The sequence below is a fragment of the Hymenobacter coccineus genome (assembly GCF_001816125.1).
GTDB classification, from domain to species: Bacteria; Bacteroidota; Bacteroidia; order Cytophagales; family Hymenobacteraceae; genus Hymenobacter; species Hymenobacter coccineus.
The window spans coordinates 1-21,216 of record NZ_MDZA01000413.1; the positions used below are offsets into that span (position 1 = coordinate 1).

Consider the following 21,216-nt stretch of genomic DNA (forward strand, 5'->3'; position numbering starts at 1 on the left):
CAAAGCGAGAGCGGAGTGAAAAGGACTGATACTGGCGCGGCGGGCGGCCGTCGGGCCGCCGCGGGGCCCACCTCGGCCGCAATGCGCTGCCAAAGCGCCGCCTCCAGGGCTGGGGCCGCAAAGGCATCTTGCCGCCGGTAGCCGCGGATTAGGCCGGCGGCCTGCGCGAGGTTGTTTTTTTGCGCGGGGTAACGGTCGGCAAAACCCTCCCAGAAAAGTGCCGTTTGGGCTGTAGGATGCAGTACCCCGTCGACAAAAAAGTCGTCCGCTAAAAAATCGTTAGCAGTGAAAGCAGCGTAATCGGCAAATTCCATGGGGTAAACGGGTTATTCACCAACTATATACCCGGGCCTAGTCCAATTATCCCTTCAAAACGAAATAATTTTTACTCAAAAAAACACTTATTTCTCAGGTGCACTTTCGCGGCAATATTCTGCCGCTTTTTGCCCCACTTTTCCAACCGGAAAATTCCCTGAGCCGACGAAAAATTGCGCCTAAAAACTCGGCTCGCTCAGTTCGACCACGCGCTTCCCCCGGGTGGGCCCCGGGGCTAGCCGGCGGCGGGCTGCCCGGGGCCCCTGCCCGGGTTGGAGGCCGCAAAGGCGGACTCAATGCTGTGCAGCGCCTTGTAGAGCAGCTTGTACGCCGAGGATACCGTAATCTCCATAATATCAGCAATTTCGGGGTAGCTGAAGCCTTCGTAGAAACGCAGAAAAACGATTTCCTGCTGGCGGGGCGGCAGGGTACCAACGGCAAACTTAATCTTGGCTTGCAATGCCTGCTCTTCCTCGCTGGCGATGACTACTTCGTCAAACGAAACCTCAAAGGCCAGCGCGTCGCCGGCCACCAGCTGGGTGAAGCGGGAGCGGTGGTCGAGCTTGCGGAACAGGATGCTGCGCAGGGCTTTGTACAAGTAGTTTTTGACCGATAGCGGGGTGCCCAGGCTGGCCCGGTTGGTCCACAGCTTAATGAACAAGTCGTGCACCGCGTCCTCAATCAGCGACCGGTCGCGGGTGAACTTGTGGCCGTAGTTGATTAATAAATTAATATTAATATTATATAATTTAGTGTAAGCCTCCCAGTCGCCGCGCTGAAATAATTGCCAAAGCAATTCGGGTTCTTCGGTGGGCGACATGGCTTGGAAACAATCGAGGGTAAATCCGCAGGCCGCAGTGGCTTGCTCAGCCGGTTGGCCTTGCCAAAGAATAGCGGGGGCTAGGCGCGACTGCCAGGCCCCCGCCGCAGTTGCGTTGCCGTTGCGCCCCTAATACTAGCGATGTTGTGCGCTTTTAGCTGAACTGCTGGGGCCCCAAACACCAATTGCCCATGCCCCGCCTTGGCCGGTATATACTATCGAATCCTGGTTTATTACAAAACCGTGCCGGGGCAGTGGCCTTCCTAAACCTTGGGCTTAGCGCCCGCTTTCGGGGCGGTGCATGGGGGCCCCGCGTGGCGCCCTGGTGCCGGGGCAAGCGCCGGGGCGGCGGCGGTTGCCCCGGCCAGTGCTTGTGCGCGCCGCCGGCCGCCGGCCAAAACGCGGCTGCGGGCCCCGGCAAGCGGGCTAGCCCCGGCAAGCGGGCTGGCGCAGTTCCGGTAGTAGGTTTGCCTTTGCTAATTACCCCAGGGCCTTACTTGGGGCCCCGACCAGGGCCCCAAGTAGGGCTCCGGTTAGGACCACAGGGCCGATTAGGGCCCCAGGGGCGGCCCTCATTCTGGTTCGAGCGATGAAAACCATGAAGCAACAGTCGAGGCGCGAATTCATGAAGCTGAGCACCGGGACGCTGCTTGGCGCGGCGGTGCCGGGCCCGGTCAAAAAACTATTTCGGCCGGATGCGGCCGAGGTGACGGTGGACGTAAGCCACGGGCTGGGCGACATATCGCCCAACATCTATGGCCAGTTTATTGAGCACCTGGGCCGGGCCATCTACGGTGGCATTTACGACGATGGCAAGCGGCGCTTTCGCCCGGACGTGCTGGAAAAAGTACAGCAGCTGCGCCCGCCCTTGCTGCGCTACCCCGGCGGCACAGTCACCAAAATTTACCATTGGAAGGACGGCGTCGGGCCAAACCGGCCGGTGCGAAAAAACCTGATCTGGGGTGGCATCGACAACAACCATTTCGGCACCGACGAATTCCTGCGCTACGCCGAGCTGCTGGGGGCCGCCCCCTTTCTCACCGTCAACATGGGCACCGGTACGGCCGAAGAAGCGGCGCAGTGGGTGGAATACTGCAACGCCACGGCGGGCGACTACGCCACGCAGAGGAGCAACAACGGCCATGCCCAGCCCTACGGTGTGCACTACTGGGGCCTGGGCAACGAGGAAGCCGCCAAGGAGGATGCCGGCCGGCTCCAGGACCCCCAGGACTACATTAAGCAGGCTTGGTACTATGCCAAGCTCATGAAGCTCCAGGACCCGTCCATCGAACTGGTGATGGTGGGGGACCAGGACGGCTGGAACCAGCAGGTTTTGGAGGCGCTGCACCCGGTTTGCGACTACATTTCGCTGCACCTGTACGCCCGCTCCAAGCCCGGCGATCCGGCTTCGCTCTTCGCGTCCATCGCCGCAATGGAAGCTAGCATCCAAAAGCTGGGGGCCCAAATTAGGGCCTTTACGCCGGAGAAAGTGGAAAATTTCAGCAAGTGGTACCGCTTCTCCGGCCGCCAGCAGCCCGTGCGAATTGCGCTGGACGAATGGGGCATCTGGGAGGCGAACGGCCAAGGCGCTTATGGCCTGGAAATGGAATATACCTGGAACCACGCGCTGGGCGTGGCCACTTTCCTCAATATTTTCCAGCGCAATGCGGCCGTCATCGGCCTAGCCACTTGGGCGCAAACCGTGAATGTGCTGGCCCCCATCATGACGAACGAAACCACGTCCATCTGCCAGACGGTGTACTACCCGCTGGCCCTCTACCGCAAGCTGTGCGGGCCCCGCAGCGTAGCCGCCACGGCCACCGGGGCCGGGGCCGCCGCCCTGGACGTGGCGGCCTCCACCGATGGCAAAACCCTCACCCTGGCCATCGTCAACCGCGACAGCCGCGCGGCCATCGACATCCGGCTCAACGCCAAAACGACCGGGCAATGGACGGCGCACGAACTCACTGCGGCCTCAATTGAGGCGAAAAACACGCTGGCCGCGCCGGCTACAAACGTGGTCGGCCACCGGCAGCGCACCCTGCCGGCCGGTGCCAAAACCTACGCAATGGCCGCCCACAGCATCACCATTCTGCAAGCAGCCCTCTAATGGTCAGCGGTGTACGGCCGTAGCAAAAGTGGCCGGCTTAGGGCCCCACGGGGTTGCCAGGCAAAGTAGCGGGGCCCCTGGGTGGCTGAGCCGTGCCGCCGCCGCGGGTCGGAAGTGGGCAGGCCGCCTGGGGGCCCTGCGAATAGTTCCAGGGGGCCTTAGTGCGCCGTGGCCAGCTTCACCTTCTTCACCCCAATGTTGCGCAGCGCGAAGTAAAACACCACCAGAAAGCAGCAGGCCGGCACCACATAAGCCAGCTGAATGCTGCTCGCATCGGACATGCGCCCCATGATGGGGGGGAACACCGCGCCGCCCACAATGGCCATAATCACCAGCGAGGAGCCCTCTTTGGTTTTGGAACCCAGCCCGCGAATGCTGAGCGAGAAGATGGTGGGGAACATGATCGACATGAAAAACTCGACCCCCACCAGGGCGTACACCGAAAAATGGCCGTGCGTGAACACCGCCAGCAGCACCAGGAAAAAGTTGAGCAGGCTGTAGCCCGCCAGCAGCCGCGAGGCCGGCACGTAGCGCATCAGGGCCGTGCCGATGAAGCGGCCCGCCGTGAAGCCCAGCAGGGCCCCGGCGAGGTACAGGGCCGCCGTTTTCTCGTCGATGCCAGCCACCCGGCCGGCAAACCGGATGAAAAAGCTGCTGACGCACACCTGGGCCCCCACGTAGAAAAACTGTGCCAGCACGCCCAGTAGCAGGTTTTTCTCCTGCAAAAGGGGCCGCCCGGGCCCCTCGTCGTCGGTGGACTCAATGATGTCGGGCAGGCGGGTGAAGTAGAGCACGGCCGCAATCAGCAGCACGAAGCCGCCGATGAGTAGGTAGGGGGCCTGCACGGCGGCGGCCTCGTGGTTGAGGTAGGCACCGAGCTGCGGGGCCGGCATGGCGGCGGCCTGCGCGGGCGAGAGCGACTTGCCCGACAAGATGAAGATGCCGCCCAGCAGCGGGGCCAGCGTGGCAGCCAGCCCGTTGAACGACTGCGCGAAGTTGAGCCGCTGCGTGGCCCCCTCGGGGTCGCCGAGCACGGTGATGTAGGGGTTGGCGGCGGTTTCGAGAAACGTGAGGCCGCAGGCAATAACGAACAGGGCCCCCAGGAAAAAGCCGTAGGAGCGGGCCGCCGCCGCGGGGTAAAACAGGAAGGCCCCCGTGGCGAACAGCCCCAGGCCCAGCAAGATACCGCCCTTGTAACCGTAGCGCTTCATGAATTGCCCGGCGGGAATGGCCAGCAAAAAGTAGGCGATGTAGGAAGCCGAATCAATAAAGGCCGACTGCGCATCGGTGAGCTGGCACGCCTTTTTAAGGTGCGGAATCAGGATGGGGTTGAGGTTGAGGGCGAAGCCCCACAGAAAAAACAGCGACGTGATGAGCCCAACGGCAAACAGGTTTTTCGGGCAGTCGTCATGCAGTTGGGAAAGGAAGGGGAGGGGAGGGGAGGGGAGTGGCGGTAGCGGGGCCGTGGGTACTTGTGCCGAAGCAAACGAGTGCCGATTGCTGGGTAAGCGCTTGTTTGTGAGCAGGAAAGCCAACGGCCAACGGCCAAAAGCCAATGGCCAGATTCTTAGGCCCCCAGCTTGTAGATGCGCTCCATGAGTTGCCACTTTTCGGCGGCGGTGGCCTGGGCGTCGGTTTGCTGGAAGGCGGCCACGTAGGCTTCCCACTCGGCCTGACGGGGCTTGGCGGCCAGGGCCCGCATGGCAAGGTCGTGGTCGAAGTCGGCCACGGTGTCCATGATCATAAAGGCCTGGTGGCCGGCCAGGTAAATTTCCATATCCAGAATGCCCACCTCGCGCATGCCCTGGGTGATTTCGGGCCAGGTGGCGCCGGGCGCGTGCACTGCTTTATAAGCCGCCAGCAGGGCCGAGTCGGGGCGCAGTTGCAGCGTTTTGCAATACCGTTTGAACGCGGCTGGCGGGGGGGAGGCGGGGAAAGTCATGCGTGGGGAGAGTAGGCGTGGGGGGAGGGAAACCTGGCGTAACTCAGCACGGTCATGCTGAGCTTGCCGAAGCATGACCGTGCTATTTTAATTAAATCCGGCATTGCCAAGCATTTACCCGGCGTTGGCCAAGGCCCGGTCGAGGTGCACGTAGCCGCCATCGACGTGCACTAGTTGGCCGGTGGTGTGGCTGGCGCGCGCCGACAGCAGGAAGGCTACCGTGCTGCCAATCTCCTCGGTCGTCGTCATGCGGTGGCCCAGCGGAATGCGGGCCGTGATGTCGCCCAGCGCCTGCTCAGGGTTGGGCAGGGTCTGAATCCAGGTTTCGTAGGCGGGCGTCCAGCACTCGGCCACCACCACGGCATTCACCCGAATGTTGTACTTGAGCAGTTCCACGGCCCACTCGCGGGTGAGGGCGTTGCGGCCCCCGTTGGCGGCGGCGTAGGCGGAGGTGTTGCCCTGGCCAGTTTCGGCGGTTTTGGAGGTGATGTTCACGATGGCCCCGCCCGACTTCTTCAGCTCGGGCAGGGCGTGGTGGGCCATCAGGTAGTAGTGCACCACATTCTGGTGCAGGCTGGCCATGAAGCGGGCGTAGTCGCCGTGTTCCAGGCCCACGCCGTCGTTGGTGCCGGCGTTGTTCACCAGGCCCTCCAGGCGGCCGTACTGGGCGATGACCGCCTGCACTGCCTGCCGGCACGCCTCGGGGTCGGCTAGCTCGGCCACTACCTGCCCGGCCCGGTGCCCGGCTGCTTCCAGCGCGGCCACGGTGCGGGCATTATCGGCCTCGTCGCGCCCCACAATGACCGGGATGGCCCCCTCGGCCGCCAGCGCCCGGCAAATGCCGGCCCCAATGCCCCGGGCCCCTCCCGTGACGATGATTACTTTGTTAGCGAGCTGCAAATCCATAAACAGGTGGGCAATTGGTGGTGAGATAATTAGCAGTGCCTACTAGCTGGCGGCGTAGGCCTGCACCACTTGCCGCGACGTGCCCAGCCCGTCGATGCCCAGCTCCACCACGTCGCCGGGTTGCAGGTACACGGGTGGCTTGAAGCCCAGCCCGACCCCGGCCGGCGTGCCCGTCGAAATGACGTCGCCCGGCAGCAAAGTCATGAACTGGCTGATGTAGGAAATCAGGAAAGGTACCCGGAAAATGAGGTTGGCGGTGGTGCCGTCCTGCATCATGCGGCCGTTCACCGACAGCCACAGGCGCAGTTGGTCCACGTCGGCCAGCTCGTCGGGCGTTACCAACCAGGGCCCCAGGGGCGCGAAGGTGTCGCTGCCCTTGCCCTTGTCCCAGGTGCCGCCGCGCTCCAGCTGGAACTCGCGCTCGCTCACGTCGTTGTGCAGCGCGTAGCCGGCAATGTGCGCGTGGGCGTCGGCCTCGTCCACGTAGCTGGCGCGCTTGCCAATCACCACGGCCAGCTCCACTTCCCAATCGGTTTTCACCGAGTTGCGGGGGATGACGATGGCGTCGTTCGGGCCCACCAGGGCGGTGGTCGATTTCATGAAGATGATGGGCTCGGCGGGCGGCGTGGCGTTGGTTTCGCGGGCGTGGTCGGCGTAGTTGAGGCCGATGCACACGATTTTCGACGGCCGCGCCACGGGGGCCCCCAGCCGCTCGCCCGGGGCCACCTGGGGCAGCTGGCCAGCGTTGGCCTGCACGTAGGCCGCCAGGCGGGCCAGGCCATCGCCGGCAAAAAAGGCTTCGTCGTAGTCGTGGCCGAAGCCCGGCACGCCGTAGGCCTGGTTATCGAGCAAAATACCGGGCTGTTCGTGGCCCGCGGGGCCGTAGCGCAGAAGTTTCATAAGGAGGTAAGGGGAAGTAGAATGGATTGCCGGGGCTGAATCAGTCGCCCATCAATTCCAATGCAAAAGCATATTTTCAAAAAGAAAGCTGACGGCCAGTAGCTACTAGCCAACGGCTTGCTGATTAGTTATTAAGCGTGATGAAACCCCCGTCGAGCGGGTAGTCGCAGCCCGTTACAAAGCCGGCCTCGGCCGAGCACAGGTACAGGGCCAGGGCGGCCACTTCGGCCGGGGTGCCCATGCGGCCGATGGGCTGGCTGCGGGCCAGCTGCTCGAACATTTCGGCTTCCTGGCCGGGGTAGGCGCGGGCCAGAAAACCATCCACGAACGGCGTGTGCACCCGCGCCGGCGAGATGCTATTGCACCGAATGCCGTCGGCTAGGTAATCGCGGGCCACCGACAGCGTCATGGCGTGCACCGCGCCCTTACTCATGGAGTAGGCGAAGCGGTTGGTGATGCCCACGTGGGCCGCGATGGAGGCCATGTTTACGATGGTCCCGCCGCCCCCGGCCTTGAGCAGCGGAATGGCGGCAAACAGGCAGTTGTAGGCCCCCGCCACGTTCACGCGGTACACGCGCTCGAAGTCGGCTTCCGTGGTGCTTTCCACGTTGCCCACGTGGGCAATGCCCGCGTTATTGACCAGGATATCGAGCTGCCCGATTTGCTGAAATGCGGCCACTACTTCGGCCTGCTGGCCCACGTCGGCGGCGTGGGCGTGGGCCGTGCCCCCGGCCGCCGCAATGGTGGCCACCACCTCCTGGGCCGCCGCCGCGTCGCGCTCCAGAATGTGAACTACGGCGCCCTGCCGGGCAAATAACTCGGCAATGGCCTTGCCGATGCCGCTGCCGCCGCCGGTTACCACGGCCGTTTTGTTTGCGAGGGAAAACACGAATGAGAAGGGGGTTAGGTGCTGAGGGGAAGAGGAATGGCGGGCTTACAAATTCACGTCGCGCTGCCAGGGAATGAAGTCGTCCTGCCCGAGCAGCTCGGCCTTGGTCAGGTACTCGCCCGAGGCCAGCCCCACCAGCCAGTGCAGCAGGCGCTCCCCGTTTTCGGCAATGGTTTCGGCCCCCGCCACCACGGGGCCAGCGTCGAAGTCGATGAGGTCGGGCATGCGGGCGGCCAGCCGGGTATTGGTCGAAATCTTGACCGTGGGCGTGATGGGGTTGCCGGTGGGCGTGCCCAGGCCGGTGGTGAACAGGATGAGCGTGGCCCCCGAGGCGGCCATGCCCGTGGTGGCCAGCACGTCGTTGCCGGGGGTGCAAAGCAGGTGCAGGCCGGGCTCCACCGCCTTTTCGGTGTAGTCGAGCACACCGGCCACCGGCGCATACCCGCCCTTTTTGGCCGCCCCCGCCGATTTGATGGCGTCGGTGATGAGGCCGTCCTTGATGTTGCCCGGCGAGGGGTTCATGTCGAAGCCCGCGCCCACGGCCGCCGCCTGCGCCGCGTAGGTGTCCATCAACGTCACAAACTGCCGGGCATCGTCCTCGTCGGTGCAGCGGTTGATCAGCTCCTGCTCCACGCCGCACAGCTCCGGGAACTCGGCCAGCAGCGTAGTGCCGCCCAGGGCCACGAGCACGTCGGAGAGGTGGCCCACGGCGGGGTTGGCCGAAATGCCCGAGAAGCCGTCGGAGCCGCCGCACTTCAGGCCAATGTTCAGCTTAGACAGCGGCGCGGGCCGGCGGGTTTGCTGGTTGAGCTGCGCCAGGCCCCTAAACGTCTGGCCGATGGCGGCCGTCAGCAACTCGGCTTCGGTGCAAAGCTTTGGTGGTTGAAGTACAGCACCGGCCGGTCGAAATTAGGGGCCCGGGCATCGATGGCCGCCTGCACCATGTCCATTTGGGTTTTCTGGCAGCCTAGGCTCAGCACCGTCACGCCCCCCACGTTGGGGTTGGTGATGAAGCCGGCCAGCAAATCGCAGAGACGCTGGGCATCGGCGGCGGTGCCCCCGCAGCCCATCTCGTGGGTTAGAAACTTGATGCCATCGACGTTGGGAAACAGGGCCGAGCGGCCGGCCGGCGCCTCGGCAGCAGCTGGCTCGGCGGCGGCGTCCGTTGGCTCGCCGAGGCGGCCGTCGCGGTAGGCATCGGCCAGGTGCTGCACCTGCTGGCGGTAGCGGTCGGTTTTGCCGTAGCCCAGGGCCCGCTCAAAAGCGTCCTGCATCATGCGGATGTTGCGGTTTTCGCAAAAAACCAGCGGCACCACCAGCCAGTAGTTGCGGGTGCCCACGCTGCCATCGGCGCGCGGGTAGCCCTGGAAGGTGGTGTTCTGCCAGGCGCTCACGTCGGGCGGCTGCCAGGTCCAGGCCTGGCGGCGGTCCAGGCTGTAGGGCTCGGCTTCGTGCCGCACGTTTTCGGTCGAAATGACGCCACCCAACGCAATGGGCTGGGTGGCCTTGCCCACCCGCACGCCGTACATGCGCACCGGCGCGCCGATGGCCAGCGCCTCCGTCGTCACTTTGTGCTTGGCCGCCACCGGCCCGGGCAGCCTGATAACGCGCCCCTGGTGCGCCAGCGCGGTGCCGGCGGGCAGGTCCTGCAAGGCCACAAGCACGTTGTCGGCGGGGTGAATCTGGAGGTAGGTGTGCAGGGCTGGCAGGGAAGAGGGGCTCATAGCAGCAGGGTGGGAAAGAGAAAACAGCGGGAAAAGCCGGCTGGCTGGCTGGGGGCCCCAGAAGGGGCCGTTTGGGGGGGCGCCAGCCTGGGCGCAAGGTCGGCAGTCGCTGCTGCTGCCGCGGCAGGGGCACTACGCCAGCGTTTGCGCTAGGCAAGAATACTCAATTAACCCAAGTTGCGGCGTAGTGAGGAGGTAAGAACTGATCTGTTTAGCAGGAACAGGCTTGTTCTTAAGGCATTCGCTCCCATCCAATTCCTGCTGGCCGCAAGGTGCTGGTGGGTAGGTGGCGGCCAAAAGCAGCGCATGGTACTCCCGCAACAGCGGCGGGCAGGCTGCCATCCAAGTTGGGCCGGGTGGGCGCGGGTGCAGCGGCCCTCATTAGTTCCAGGGCTTAGCGCATGGGGGCCCCGCGTCGCCCGGGGCCCCGGGTGGGCCTTAGCCGCGGCTTTTCAGCGACGACTGGCGAATGATAAGCTCGCCGGGGATGATGCAGGTACGGGGCTCAAATTGCTCTTTCTGCGCCATTTGCTCCAGAAAGAGGCGGGCGGCCTGCTGGCCGATGCGGAAGGGGTGGAGGTCCACCGTGGTAAGGCCGGGCTCGATGAGCATCGCCATAAACTCGTCGCCGAAGCCCACGATGGCCATGTCGGCCGGCACCCGCAGGCCGCGCTGCCGCAGCGCCACCAGTAGGTCGAAGGCGTTGGTGTAGTTAATGGCGAAAATAGCGTCGGGCGGCTCGGGCAGCGCCAGCCACGCATCCAGGGCCGCCACCGCCGCATCGGTGCGGAAGTTGATGTGCGTGCACAGCTCCTCGCTGGTGGGCAGGCCGTGCTTGCGCAGGGCCCCCAGGTAGCCGGCCTGCCGCTGCCGGCTGATGAGCAGCGACGGCGGCCCGGCCAGGATGGCGATGCGCCGGCACCCCTGCTCAATGAGGTGCTCGGTGATGGCAAACGCACCCTGGCGGTCGTCGAGAATGACCTTGGCGCTGTTTACTTCGTTACACACCCGGTCGAAGTGCACCACCGGAATGCCGCGCCGCGCCGGCTCCTTCACGTGGTCGAAGTTCTCGGTCTCGCGCGAGTGGCAAATCAGCAGGCCATCTACCCGGTTGGCAATCAGGGCCTGCACGTTGCTCACCTCCGCCTCGTACGATTCCTTCGACTGGCAGATCATCACCCGGTAGCCGGCCACCGTGGCCACGTCCTGAATGCCGCTGACGGCGGTGGCAAAAAACGGCCGTTCAATGTCGGGAATTACCACCCCGATGGTCATCGTCTCGCGCCGCTTTAGGCTCTGGGCCAGGAAATTGGGGTGGTAGTCGAGCTGCCGGGCCGCTTCCTGAATGGCTTGCCGCGTGACCGGGCTGATGTCGGTGTGCCCGTTTAGGGCCCTCGAAACCGTGGAAGACGCCACGCCCACGGCGCGGGCCACGTCGGCCAGCGTGGCCTGGTAGCGCTTGCGCTCGGGCGCCGCGGGCTTGGCCTCGGTGAAATGATAGCCGCAACTCTTGCAAAAGAACCGCTGCCGCCCCCGCACAAAGCCCGCTTTCATCACGCCCTCAGATTGGTTACACTTGGTACAGATGGGCATGGGAATTTTTTGTAAAATAGAAAGAAGCTGGCGATGAATAGCAGTGCGCTATGCATTCGATAGCGTAAAGTAACGATAAAAATTATTAACAGAAAAATGAAGATTTTCTACCTATCGAAAACGGTTGTGAAAACGATACCGATAGTTTTTGTTTGAAATCGTGCCGATTTCAATGATTTAATGGCTTGGATTGGCTGGTCAATAGATTATATTTGATTAGAAGTTGGTTACTGATACTTCAAACGCCTATCGATTGCACAAAGTGCAAATGGTGGGTTGTTGATAACGTTTTTTGTATTATTTTAATATTGCTGCTGTGCTGCACACCATGCGCTGGTTTGGGCCCAACGACCCGGTTTCGCTTTTCGACCTCCGCCAGGCGGGCTGCACCGGCGTGGTATCGGCGCTGCACCAGCTGCCAGTGGGCACGGTGTGGCCAGTGGCCGAAATCCAGGCGCACCAGCAGCTCATCGAAGCCGACAACGCTACCCATGCGCCCCTGCACTGGGCGGTGGTGGAGAGCCTACCGGTGCACGAAGACATTAAGAAAGGCCGGCCTAGCCGTGACCAGTACATTGCCAATTACCAAGCGTCGCTGCGCAACCTGGCGGCCTGCGGCGTGCGCACGGTATGCTACAACTTTATGCCCGTGCTGGACTGGTCGCGCACCGACCTGGCCTACGAGCTGCCCGACGGCTCGCGGGCCCTGCGCTTCGTGTGGCAGGAGTTTGCGGCGTTCGACTTGTGCATCCTGAAGCGCCCCGGCGCCGAAGCCGACTACGAGCCGGCCGTGGCCGAAGCCGCCCGCCAGCAATTTGCCAGCATGAGCCCCGAAGCCGTGGCCCAGCTCACCAACACCACGCTGCTGGGCCTGCCCGGCTCGGAAGAGGCGTTTGAACTGGCCACGTTCCAGGAGTACCTGAACGAATACACGGCCATCGACGCGGCCGCGCTGCGCGAAAACCTGCACTACTTCATCCGGGCCGTGGCCCCGGTGGCGCAGGAAGTGGGCATCGGCCTGTGCATCCACCCCGACGACCCGCCTTTTTCGCTGCTCGGCCTCCCCCGCGTGGTGAGCACCGAGGCCGACCTGGCCGGCCTGCTGGCCGCCTGCGATGTGCCGGCCAACGGCCTCACCTTCTGCACTGGCTCGCTGGGCGTGCGGGCCGACAACGACGTGGTGGGCATGGCCGAGCGGTTTGGGCCCCGCATCCACTTCGTGCACCTGCGCACCACCAAGCGGGAAGAAAACCCGCGCAATTTCCACGAGGCCGACCACTTAGCTGGTGACGTGGACATGTACGGCGTGGTACGGGCGTTGGTGCAAGAGGAAGCACGCCGTGCCGCCGCCGGCAGCACCGCCCCGCCGCTGCCCATGCGCCCCGACCACGGCCACCAGATGCTCGACGACCTGCACAAGAAAACCTATCCTGGCTACTCTGCCATTGGCCGCCTGCGCGGCTTAGCAGAGTTGCGCGGCTTGGAATACGGCATCCGCCGGGCCCTGGCCCAGCAATAGGCAGCACGGACTCTGCGCTCCAGGGCGTTGGCCCGGGGCCCTATTTGCATAAGCTACACAATCGATATACCTGGCAGTTGACACTTAGGTCGATATATGAGCCCCGAGGAGTGATTATTGCATTGCATCTGGGTTTATTTAATTGATAAACAGTCGGTAAAGTCAATAAATGCTCAGGTAATCAATTCGCAAGTAGTCGCACGCAATAGTTAAGAAAAGCTTACACCTATCTCCTGCGCTATAAGTAATAATTTCTCTGTGTTCAACTTTCGCCACCTGCTTCTACTCCTGGTTTTCGTGGCCGCCGCGCACCGCGGCGTGGCCGACGACGGCTACCGGCTGTGGCTGAAGTACGACCGCCTGGCCGACGCTGGCCAGCGTGCGCAGTACCAAAAAGCGGCCCGCTTTGTGGCCGTGGCGGGCCCCGATCCCGTGCTGCGCACCGCCGCCGCCGAGCTGCAGCGTGGCTTGCAGGGGCTGCTGGGCCAGCCGGTGCCGATGCAAGCCAGCGCCGGGCCTCTGAGCGGTGGCATTGTGCTTAAGGTTGAGCGTAATGCAATCGATGCCAGTGCGCCCAACGCGCCCGAAGGCTACCGCATTTACGCTGAGAAAAACAACCTGGTAGTGGCCAGCCCCAGCGCGGCGGGCGTGCTCTACGGGGCCTACGCGGTGCTGCGCCGCGTACAAACCGGTGGGGCCCTGGCCGGCTGGGCCGTGCGCAGCACCCCACGCATCCGCTACCGCCTGCTGAACCACTGGGACAACCCCAATGGCACGGTGGAGCGCGGCTACGCGGGTTCGTCCATCTGGAAGTGGGAAGAACTGCCCCAGCGCCTCGACCCGCGCTACACCGACTACGCCCGCGCCAACGCTTCCATCGGACTCAACGGGGTGGTGGTGAACAACGTAAACGCCAGCGCCCGCTACCTCACGCCCGAGTACCTGCCCAAGGTGGCAGCCTTGGCGGGCGTGATGCGGCCCTACGGCATTCGGGTGTATTTGTCGGTGTTTTGGGCGGCGCCCAAGGTAATAGGCGGCCTGCCCACCGCCGACCCGCTCGACCCTGCCGTGCAGAAGTGGTGGGCCAATAAAACCGACGAAATCTACCGCGCTATCCCCGACTTCGGTGGCTTTTTGGTGAAGGCCAACTCGGAGGGCGAGCCGGGGCCCCAGGACTACCAGCGCACCCATGCCGACGGCGCCAATATGTTGGCCAAGGCCCTGGGCACCCACGACGGCGTGGTGATGTGGCGCGCCTTCGTGTACAAGGCCGACGGCAGCGGCGACCGGTTCAAGGAAGCGTACCAGGATTTTCAGCCCCTCGACGGCAAGTTTGACCCCAAGGTGCTGGTGCAGGTGAAAAACGGGCCAATTGACTTCCAGGCCCGCGAGCCGTTCCACCCCCTGTTTGGGGCCATGCCGCGCACGCCCCTGGTGCTGGAGGTGCAACTCACGCAGGAATACTTGGGCTTCGCCACCCACGCTGTGTATCTGGGGCCCCTCATCAAGGAGTGCCTGGAGGCCGACACCCACGCCCAGGGCCCCGGCTCGACGGTGGCCAAGGTGGTGGCCGGCAGCCTCGACCATCACGCCCAAAGCGGCATCGCCGGGGTGGCCAACATCGGCTCGGTGCGCAACTGGACCGGCCACCCGCTGGGCCAGGCTAACTGGTACGCCTTCGGCCGCCTCGCCTGGGACCACACCCTGGACCCCGGGGCCCTGGCCGAGGAATGGACGCGCATGAGCCTGACCACCAACGCAGCGGCCGTGCGCAGCATCACGGCGCTGCTGGATCAGTCGCGCAGCATCTACGTGCGCTACACCACGCCGCTGGGCCTGCACCACATCATGGGCGAGAGCATCCACTACGGGCCCCAGCCCTGGCTGGCCAAAGCTGGCCGGCCCGATTGGACGGCCGTGTATTACCACCGTGGCGATTCGGTAGGCCTGGGCTTCGACCGCACCGCTGCCGGCAGCAACGCCCTGGCCCTGTACCAGCCCGCCGTGCAAAAGCAGTGGGGGAGTGCTGCCACCTGCCCGCTCGACTACCTGCTCTGGTTCCACCACGTGGGCTGGAAGCAGCCGCTCAGCACCGGCCGCACCCTCTGGAACGAGCTGTGCCACCGCTACTACACTGGCGCCGACTCGGTGGCCTGGTTGCAAAAGCAGTGGGCCGCCGCCCGCCCCGCCCTCGACGCGGCCGTGTACGCCGACGTGGCCAGCCGCCTGCAAATCCAGCAGCAGGAAGCCTACTGGTGGCGCGACGCCTGCGTGCTCTACTTCCAAACGCTGGCCCGGCAGCCGGTGCCGGCGCCCTTCGCGCCGCCCACCCGCACCCTGGCCGATATCAAGCGCCAGGTACAAGTGTACCAACTCAAGTAATTGTCTGCTAGCTGTATAATACTATTTCTCTATGAGCACTTCTTCTCCCGATACCTTGCCAATGCCAACCATTAATGGCCACGGGGCCCCCGCGCCGCAGTCCGCCCACGCCGCCGACCACGTGTTTTCGCTGGCTGGCCAATTGGCCCTCGTCACAGGCGGGGGCACGGGCATTGGGCTCGAAATTGCCCGTTGCATGGTGGAAGCCGGGGCCACGGTGGTCATCACGGGCCGCCGCGAGGCCGTGCTCCAGGAAGCCACGGCCGACTTGGGCGAGCGCGCCCAGTACCTCGTCAACGACATCTGCGACCTGGGGGCCCTCGACGACCTGGTGGCCCGGATAGAAGCCGAGCATGGCCCGCTCGACATCCTGGTGAACAACGCCGGCATCAACATGAAAAAGCCCGCGCTGGAGATGACGGACGAAGATTTCAGCCGCATTATCCATACCAACCTGAGCGCCGTGTTCTCGCTCACGCGGGCTGCGGCCAAGCGCATGGTGCCCCGGGGCCGCGGCTGCATCCTCATGATTTCGTCGATGGCCGCCTACTACGGTATCGACCGGGTGGTGGCCTACGCCGCCTCCAAGTCGGCCGTCGAGGGCATGGTGAAGGTGCTAGCTTCTGAGTTTTCGGCCCACGGCGTGCGCGTGAACGCCATTGCGCCCGGCTTCATCGAAACCGCCATGAGCCGCACGGCCATGAACAGTGACCCCGAACGCCGCGACCGCGCCATGCGCCGCACGCCCATGGGCAAGTTCGGCCAGCCTGCCGACATCGGCTACGCGGCCGTGTTCCTGGCCTCCGAGGGCGCCCGCTACATCACCGGTGCCTCGCTGCCCGTCGACGGCGGCAACTCCATCGGCTTCTGAGAAAGCCCGCGCCGGAGCGTACCCGCCCTTGGTTTTCTAAATTCTCCGCATCCTGGTTTCGGGGAGCCTGTCAAGAGCAAATACAATAAGAAACTGCTGAAAATCAAATAATTAACATTAGCTAATTACCATTCCCGCCCAAACCATGAAAAAAAATCTATCAATATCTACTTCCCGTGGGGGGTGGAAATGGTCGCGCCTAATACCGCTGCTGCTGATTAGCGGCGGCCTGGCTCCGTTGGTTCCGCAAGCAGCCTATGCCCAGGTGGCGGGGGCCCATCCCGTCACGGGCAAGGTCACGTCGGATAATGGCGAGGGCATCCCCGGCGTAACGGTAGTGGTGAAGGGAACGACTACCGGTGCCACCACCGACGTGAGCGGTAACTATTCGCTCACAGTACCGGATGATAACAGTATTCTGGTTTTCAGCTCAATAGGCTACGCTAAGCAGGAAGTTGCGGTGGGCAAGCGCACCAGCGTGAGCCAGAGCCTGGTGCCCGAAACCCAGGCCCTGAATGAGGTGCAGGTAGTGGGCTACGGCGTGCAGAAGAAAAGCCAGGTGACGGGCGCCATCTCGTCGGTAAGCAGCGAGCAGCTGCGCGACGTGCCGGTGGCCAACGTGGGCCAGGCCCTGCAAGGCCGTGCGGCCGGCATCACGGTGTCGAGCAACGGCACGGCCCCGGGCCAGTCGCCCACCATCCGCATCCGTGGCAACCGTTCCTTGTCGGGTAGCAACGACCCGCTGCTGGTGGTGGATGGCGTGCCCTACGACGGTAGCCTCAACGACCTGAACCCCGACGACATCACTTCGCTGGAAGTGCTGAAGGACGCCAGCTCGACCGCCATTTATGGTGCCCGCGGCGCCAACGGCGTGATCCTCATCACGACCCGCCGCGGCAAGAGTGGGGCCCCCAAGGCTACCTACAGCGGCTACTACGGCCAGAAAAAGGTTTACGGCCGCTTCGACCTGATGGACGGCGAGCAGTATTACAACTACAAGCTCCAGGCCTACCGGGCCCAGAACGCCAACTTCGACCCGGCAGCTGCTACCTTCCTCACCACCGACGAGCGCGCCAACTACGCCGCCGGCCGCACCACCGATTACCAGGACCTGCTCTTCCAAAACGGCCACATCCAGAACCACTCGCTGGGCCTGAGCGGCGGCACTGACCAGACGCAGTACTCGGCTTCGGTGGGCTACTACGATGAGACGGGCATTGTGCCGGTGCAGCGTTTCCAGCGCTACTCGCTGCGCGGTACCCTCGACCAGCAGATTGGCAAGCGCATCAAGGTGGGCCTGAACACGCTCAACACGTTCACCAACGCCAAAGACCCGAACGTGAACGTGCTGTACCAGATCTTGACCACCAGCCCGTTGGCCTCGCCCTACGACGCTAACGGCCAGCTCGTGCTGTACCCCAACGGCGACCAGCTCTCGAACCCGCTGACGCTGTACGTGCCCAACGCGCACCTCGACCAGAGCCGCCGCCTGCGCAGCTTCAACAGCCTGTATGCCCAGGTAAATCTCGCGAAAGGGCTGGACTACCGCCTCAACGTGGGCCTCGACGGCCGCACCCAGGCCGACGAGTACTTCTACGCTTCGGTGACGCCTAACAACGGGGCCGGCGTGAACACGGCGGGCCGCTCCTCCAGCATTGCCTACAACCTGCTGGCCGAGAACGTTCTGACGTATAACCGCACTTTTGCTGAGAAGCACGACCTGGGCGTAACGGCCCTTTACAGCCGGCAGACGTACCACGCCGACGGCTTTGGTGGAAACGTTCGCAACACGCTGGCCGACTACCAGCTCGCCGATAACCTGGGCGCCGGCACGCCCGCCAGCATCACCAACACCACGCAGCCCATCAACTGGGCCCTGGAGTCGTTCATGGGCCGCGTCAACTACGCCTACGACAACCGCTACTCAGCAACGCTGACGGTGCGCGCCGACGGCTCGTCGCGCTTGGCTCCCGGCAACAAGTTCAAGGCATTCCCTTCGGCGGCCGTGGCTTGGAACATTGCCAACGAATCGTTCCTGAAAAGCTTTTCCTCGGTGAGCCTCCTGAAGCTGCGCGCCAGCCTGGGCCGCGTGGGCAGCACGGCCATTAACCCCTACCAGACGCAGGGCTCGCTCTCGTCGGCTCTGGGTGGCGGCTACTACAACTACGGCGCTACCGGCGCAGTAGGCGTGGTGCCTTCCAGCATTCCGAACCCAAACCTGGGCTGGGAATACACCACGACCGCCAACTTCGGCCTCGACTTTGGCTTTCTCGAAAACCGCATTACGGGTAGCGTAGAAGTGTACCAGCAGCGCACAACTGACCTGCTGCTGCCCGACGCCCTGCCCACGGCCACGGGCTACGGCTCCTTCCTGCGCAATGCGGGCTCGACCCAGAACCGCGGCATTGAGCTCTCGCTGACCACTGTGAACCTGCGCTCCAAAGAGTTGGGTGGCTTCGAGTGGAGCACCGACTGGAACTTCACGGTGAACCGCGAAAAGCTCCGCGACCTGAACCTGTACAATGCCGATGGAAGCCCCCGCAACGATATTGGCAACCAGCGCTTTATCGGCCAGCCGCTCTACGTTATCTACGACTACAAAAACATCGGCATTTGGCAGACTTCGGAGGCCGATCAGGCTAAAAAGTTCGGCACGAAGCCGGGCCAGATTAAGGTGGAGGATGTGAACAGCGACGGCAAAATTGACGCCGCCGACCGCCAGATCATCGGCTCGCGCCAGCCCAAGTTCGAAGCCGGCCTCACCAACCGCTTCCGCTTCAAAGGCTTCGACCTGACGGTGGTAGCGCTGTCCCGCGTGGGGGCCACCGTAGTAGATCCGTACTCCTTCGGGCCTAGCTACTACGCCACCAATACCGGCCGCCGCAACCAGCTGAACTTCGATTATTGGTCGGCCGCAATCCCGGCCGCGCTCACGCCCCAAACCCCTGGTGGCGTTGCCGAGAACCCCAGCAACAGCTACCCGCAGCCCGACCAAACCGCCCGCGCCAACGAGTGGCCTACCTACGGCTCGACGCTGGGCTACCACAGCGGCACTTTTATCAAAGTGCGCAGCATCGACCTAGGCTATACCCTGCCGGCCGCTTGGGCCAAATCGGCCTTGATGAGTTCGGCCCGCATCTACGTGCAGGTGCAGAACCCCTACATCTGGGCGAAGGACAAGTACTACCAGCGCAACAAGGCCATCGACCCAGATGCACTGTCGTACTCCTCGCGTTTCAGCAACACGGGCACCGCGTCGGCCAACATCGACTTTCAGGGGGGCAGCAACTACCCCGTTACGCGCTCCTTCATCGTGGGCGTCAACCTGGGCTTTTAGCAGCGCTAAGTGGTCAGATTATCAACTGGCAGAACTGTTCCTGCGCTGCTACTTAGCAAGCATTGGATCTGGTGACATCTGGAACTCGCCGGGCCAGTTGATAGTCTGCTACTCACCCTTCCACGCATTCAATCTTAGTTATTATCATGAAAAAAATAGTATTAGTTACCCTGAGCGCCACTTTACTGCTAGGGGCTGGTGGCTGTAGTAAAAACATTCTGGACGAAGACCCGACTTCGGTGCTGACTCCTAGCTTCCTGCAAACGTCGCAGGGCGTGGAAGCCGGCGTGACGGGCGTGTACTCGGGCTTGCGCCAGTTGTACGGCAACGATGCTGCGTTCTTCACGACTGAGGCGGGTACCGACCTCTGGACCAATGGCATCGCCAACAGCAGCGGCCTGAGCGACTACAACAACAACGACCTGACGCCGCTTAACGACGGTTCGCACGGCTTTCTGTGGTCGGTTGCTTATTCGCAGATAAACAACGCCAACGGCGTGCTTCAGTACGGACCCAACGCCGCTGGCCTGTCACCGGCCCGCATCACGCAGCTGCTGGCCGAGGCCAAGCTGCTGCGGGCTCAGTACTACTTTGTGATGGTGCAGGACTTTGGCGATGTGCCCCTGATGCTGACCTTCGTGGACTCGCCCACCAAGGATGTGACCCGCGCCCCGATGGCCGACGTGTACACCCAGATTATCAAGGACCTAACGGAGTCGCTGGCAACCATTGCCGACAAGCCCGCCCAGCCCGGCCGCGTGACGCGCGCCACGGCCCTGCACCTGCTGGCCAAAGTGTACCTGACCCGCGCTACCTCCACGGCCAAGCAAGGCGATGATTACGCCAACGCTGCCAAGTACGCCAAGGAGCTTATTGACACCCAAAGCCGCTATGGCCTGGGCCTGGAAACCGACGCTGCCACCGTGTTTGCCGAAGGCAACGAGAACGGCAAGGAAGTGATTTTTAACGTGCAGTTCAACGGCGACGCGACTTTCTCGCGCCTCGACGGCTTCTCCTTTGGTGGAGAGAACATTGCGGGCTTCCAGTTCCGCAGCCGCTACGACAAGCTGCCCAACATGGCCCGCGATATTTTCAACGGCCGGCCTTTTGCACGCCATTGCATCTCGTACTTCTTGGAGAACTCGTACATCCTGCGCGATGCCAGCGGTGCGGCCCTAGAGTCGGGTTCTACGTTGCGTACCACCGATACCCGCTACAATAAGTGGTTTACCACGGTGTTCACAGTGAACTCGCCCGGCGCCAATGCCGGCAGCGCCAAGGCCGTAGTTGGCGATACGGCGGTATGGTACCCCGGCCGCGAAGTTTCGGCCGCCCGACTGGCTAGAATTGCCGCCCGCACGCCGGCCCCTTACACGGTTATCACGCCTAGCCAGTACACTACCGAGTACTACCCGACCCTCAACAAGTTCGACAGCCGCGCCCGTACGGCAGTAAACGGCTTCTCTATTCGGCCCAACATTATCTACCGCTTGGCCGAAACGTACCTGATGGCTGCCGAGGCGTACTTCTACCTGGGTAATGCGGCCCAGGCAGCCACGTACCTCAACGTGGTGCGCGAGCGCGCCGGGGCCAGCGGCAAAAAGGCCCAGATGGACATCACAGCCACGCAGGTGAACATCGACTTCATTCTCGACGAGCGCGCCCGCGAGCTGTGCGGCGAAATGACCCGTTGGTACGACCTCAAGCGCACCGGCCAATTGCTGCCGCGCATGCGCAACACGAATTACGCCCCCGCGCTGGTGAACCGCCCCAACGGGGTGTACGGCTCCAATGCGGCCCTCAACATAAAGGATTTCCACGTGTTGCGCCCCATTCCGCAGCAGGAAATTGACCGCAGCAGTGGCAAAACCACCCAGAATGCTGGCTATTAAATCCCTAGCAATCTGC

15 protein-coding genes and 1 pseudogene are annotated in these 21,216 nt (G+C 63.3%); 6 read left to right on the forward strand and 10 right to left on the reverse strand.

Going from position 1 to position 21,216, the window contains the following annotated elements:
• Nucleotides 1-314 (reverse strand): annotated as a pseudogene (locus BEN49_RS19285) (hypothetical protein); the annotation flags it as partial.
• Between the two features lie 236 nt (nucleotides 315-550).
• A complete protein-coding gene (locus tag BEN49_RS19290; protein ID WP_070746068.1) occupies nucleotides 551-1,135 on the reverse strand; it encodes an RNA polymerase sigma factor in 585 nt (194 codons plus the stop codon).
• Between the two features lie 589 nt (nucleotides 1,136-1,724).
• On the opposite strand from BEN49_RS19290, the gene BEN49_RS19295 reads away from it, so the two are divergent.
• A complete protein-coding gene (locus BEN49_RS19295) occupies nucleotides 1,725-3,245 on the forward strand; it encodes an alpha-L-arabinofuranosidase family protein (RefSeq protein WP_070746069.1) in 1,521 nt (506 codons plus the stop codon).
• Nucleotides 3,246-3,403: 158 nt separating this feature from the next.
• Here BEN49_RS19295 and fucP read toward each other — a convergent pair whose 3' ends face one another.
• The 8 genes from fucP to BEN49_RS19330 form a co-directional block, all read right to left on the reverse strand.
• On the reverse strand, nucleotides 3,404-4,660 hold the full coding sequence (fucP, locus tag BEN49_RS19300; protein ID WP_193415847.1) for an L-fucose:H+ symporter permease: 1,257 nt from the start codon (nucleotides 4,658-4,660) through the stop codon (nucleotides 3,404-3,406).
• A 152-nt stretch (nucleotides 4,661-4,812) separates the two neighbouring features.
• Nucleotides 4,813-5,187 carry an L-rhamnose mutarotase gene (locus BEN49_RS19305; protein WP_070746070.1) on the reverse strand — a complete coding sequence of 125 codons (375 nt, stop codon included), beginning with the start codon at nucleotides 5,185-5,187 and terminating at the stop codon, nucleotides 4,813-4,815.
• 114 nt (nucleotides 5,188-5,301) lie between these two features.
• The gene (locus BEN49_RS19310) at nucleotides 5,302-6,093 is read right to left on the reverse strand and encodes an L-fucose dehydrogenase (RefSeq protein WP_070746071.1); all 792 of its coding nucleotides are present in this window, start codon (nucleotides 6,091-6,093) and stop codon (nucleotides 5,302-5,304) included.
• A gap of 42 nt (nucleotides 6,094-6,135) precedes the next feature.
• On the reverse strand, nucleotides 6,136-6,993 hold the full coding sequence (locus BEN49_RS19315; protein WP_070746072.1) for a fumarylacetoacetate hydrolase family protein: 858 nt from the start codon (nucleotides 6,991-6,993) through the stop codon (nucleotides 6,136-6,138).
• Nucleotides 6,994-7,117: 124 nt separating this feature from the next.
• Nucleotides 7,118-7,882 carry an SDR family NAD(P)-dependent oxidoreductase gene (locus tag BEN49_RS19320; protein ID WP_070746073.1) on the reverse strand — a complete coding sequence of 255 codons (765 nt, stop codon included), beginning with the start codon at nucleotides 7,880-7,882 and terminating at the stop codon, nucleotides 7,118-7,120.
• A gap of 45 nt (nucleotides 7,883-7,927) precedes the next feature.
• Nucleotides 7,928-8,737 (reverse strand): UxaA family hydrolase, encoded by an 810-nt coding sequence (locus BEN49_RS30655; protein ID WP_317040478.1) that lies wholly within the window; start codon nucleotides 8,735-8,737, stop codon nucleotides 7,928-7,930.
• The gene (locus tag BEN49_RS30660; RefSeq protein ID WP_317040479.1) at nucleotides 8,731-9,606 is read right to left on the reverse strand and encodes a UxaA family hydrolase; all 876 of its coding nucleotides are present in this window, start codon (nucleotides 9,604-9,606) and stop codon (nucleotides 8,731-8,733) included. The genes BEN49_RS30655 and BEN49_RS30660 overlap by 7 nt, the downstream gene beginning before the upstream one ends.
• Before the next feature lie 438 nt (nucleotides 9,607-10,044).
• Complete coding sequence (locus tag BEN49_RS19330) at nucleotides 10,045-11,199, reverse strand: substrate-binding domain-containing protein (RefSeq protein WP_070746074.1); 1,155 nt, start codon at nucleotides 11,197-11,199, stop codon at nucleotides 10,045-10,047.
• Nucleotides 11,200-11,527: 328 nt separating this feature from the next.
• Between BEN49_RS19330 and uxuA the strand changes: the two genes are divergently transcribed.
• The 5 genes from uxuA (at nucleotide 11,528) to BEN49_RS19355 (ending at nucleotide 21,200) form a co-directional block, all read left to right on the forward strand.
• Entirely contained in the window at nucleotides 11,528-12,718 is a 1,191-nt protein-coding gene (uxuA, locus tag BEN49_RS19335) for a mannonate dehydratase (RefSeq protein WP_070746080.1), read from the forward strand.
• Between the two features lie 258 nt (nucleotides 12,719-12,976).
• Complete coding sequence (locus BEN49_RS19340; RefSeq protein WP_239692017.1) at nucleotides 12,977-15,100, forward strand: alpha-glucuronidase family glycosyl hydrolase; 2,124 nt, start codon at nucleotides 12,977-12,979, stop codon at nucleotides 15,098-15,100.
• A 61-nt stretch (nucleotides 15,101-15,161) separates the two neighbouring features.
• Entirely contained in the window at nucleotides 15,162-15,971 is an 810-nt protein-coding gene (locus tag BEN49_RS19345; RefSeq protein WP_070746075.1) for an SDR family NAD(P)-dependent oxidoreductase, read from the forward strand.
• 145 nt (nucleotides 15,972-16,116) lie between these two features.
• Nucleotides 16,117-19,308, forward strand: a complete 3,192-nt coding sequence (locus BEN49_RS19350; protein ID WP_083326260.1) for a SusC/RagA family TonB-linked outer membrane protein — start codon at nucleotides 16,117-16,119, stop codon at nucleotides 19,306-19,308.
• Between the two features lie 146 nt (nucleotides 19,309-19,454).
• Complete coding sequence (locus BEN49_RS19355; protein WP_070746077.1) at nucleotides 19,455-21,200, forward strand: RagB/SusD family nutrient uptake outer membrane protein; 1,746 nt, start codon at nucleotides 19,455-19,457, stop codon at nucleotides 21,198-21,200.
• Nucleotides 21,201-21,216: the final 16 nt, after the last annotated feature.

Excerpts from the sequence above, each read along its gene's own strand:
- BEN49_RS19345 (WP_070746075.1), top strand. The coding sequence starts at position 15,162 with ATGCCAACCATTAATGGCCACGGGGCCCCCGCGCCGCAGTCCGCCCAC.
- BEN49_RS19295 (WP_070746069.1), top strand. The coding sequence starts at position 1,725 with ATGAAAACCATGAAGCAACAGTCGAGGCGCGAATTCATGAAGCTGAGC.
- BEN49_RS30660 (WP_317040479.1), bottom strand. The coding sequence starts at position 9,606 with ATGAGCCCCTCTTCCCTGCCAGCCCTGCACACCTACCTCCAGATTCAC.
- BEN49_RS19310 (WP_070746071.1), bottom strand. The coding sequence starts at position 6,093 with ATGGATTTGCAGCTCGCTAACAAAGTAATCATCGTCACGGGAGGGGCC.
- BEN49_RS19355 (WP_070746077.1), top strand. The coding sequence starts at position 19,455 with ATGAAAAAAATAGTATTAGTTACCCTGAGCGCCACTTTACTGCTAGGG.
- BEN49_RS19350 (WP_083326260.1), top strand. The coding sequence starts at position 16,117 with ATGAAAAAAAATCTATCAATATCTACTTCCCGTGGGGGGTGGAAATGG.
- BEN49_RS19290 (WP_070746068.1), bottom strand. The coding sequence starts at position 1,135 with ATGTCGCCCACCGAAGAACCCGAATTGCTTTGGCAATTATTTCAGCGC.
- BEN49_RS19330 (WP_070746074.1), bottom strand. The coding sequence starts at position 11,199 with ATGCCCATCTGTACCAAGTGTAACCAATCTGAGGGCGTGATGAAAGCG.
- BEN49_RS19305 (WP_070746070.1), bottom strand. The coding sequence starts at position 5,187 with ATGACTTTCCCCGCCTCCCCCCCGCCAGCCGCGTTCAAACGGTATTGC.
- uxuA (WP_070746080.1), top strand. The coding sequence starts at position 11,528 with ATGCGCTGGTTTGGGCCCAACGACCCGGTTTCGCTTTTCGACCTCCGC.
- BEN49_RS19315 (WP_070746072.1), bottom strand. The coding sequence starts at position 6,993 with ATGAAACTTCTGCGCTACGGCCCCGCGGGCCACGAACAGCCCGGTATT.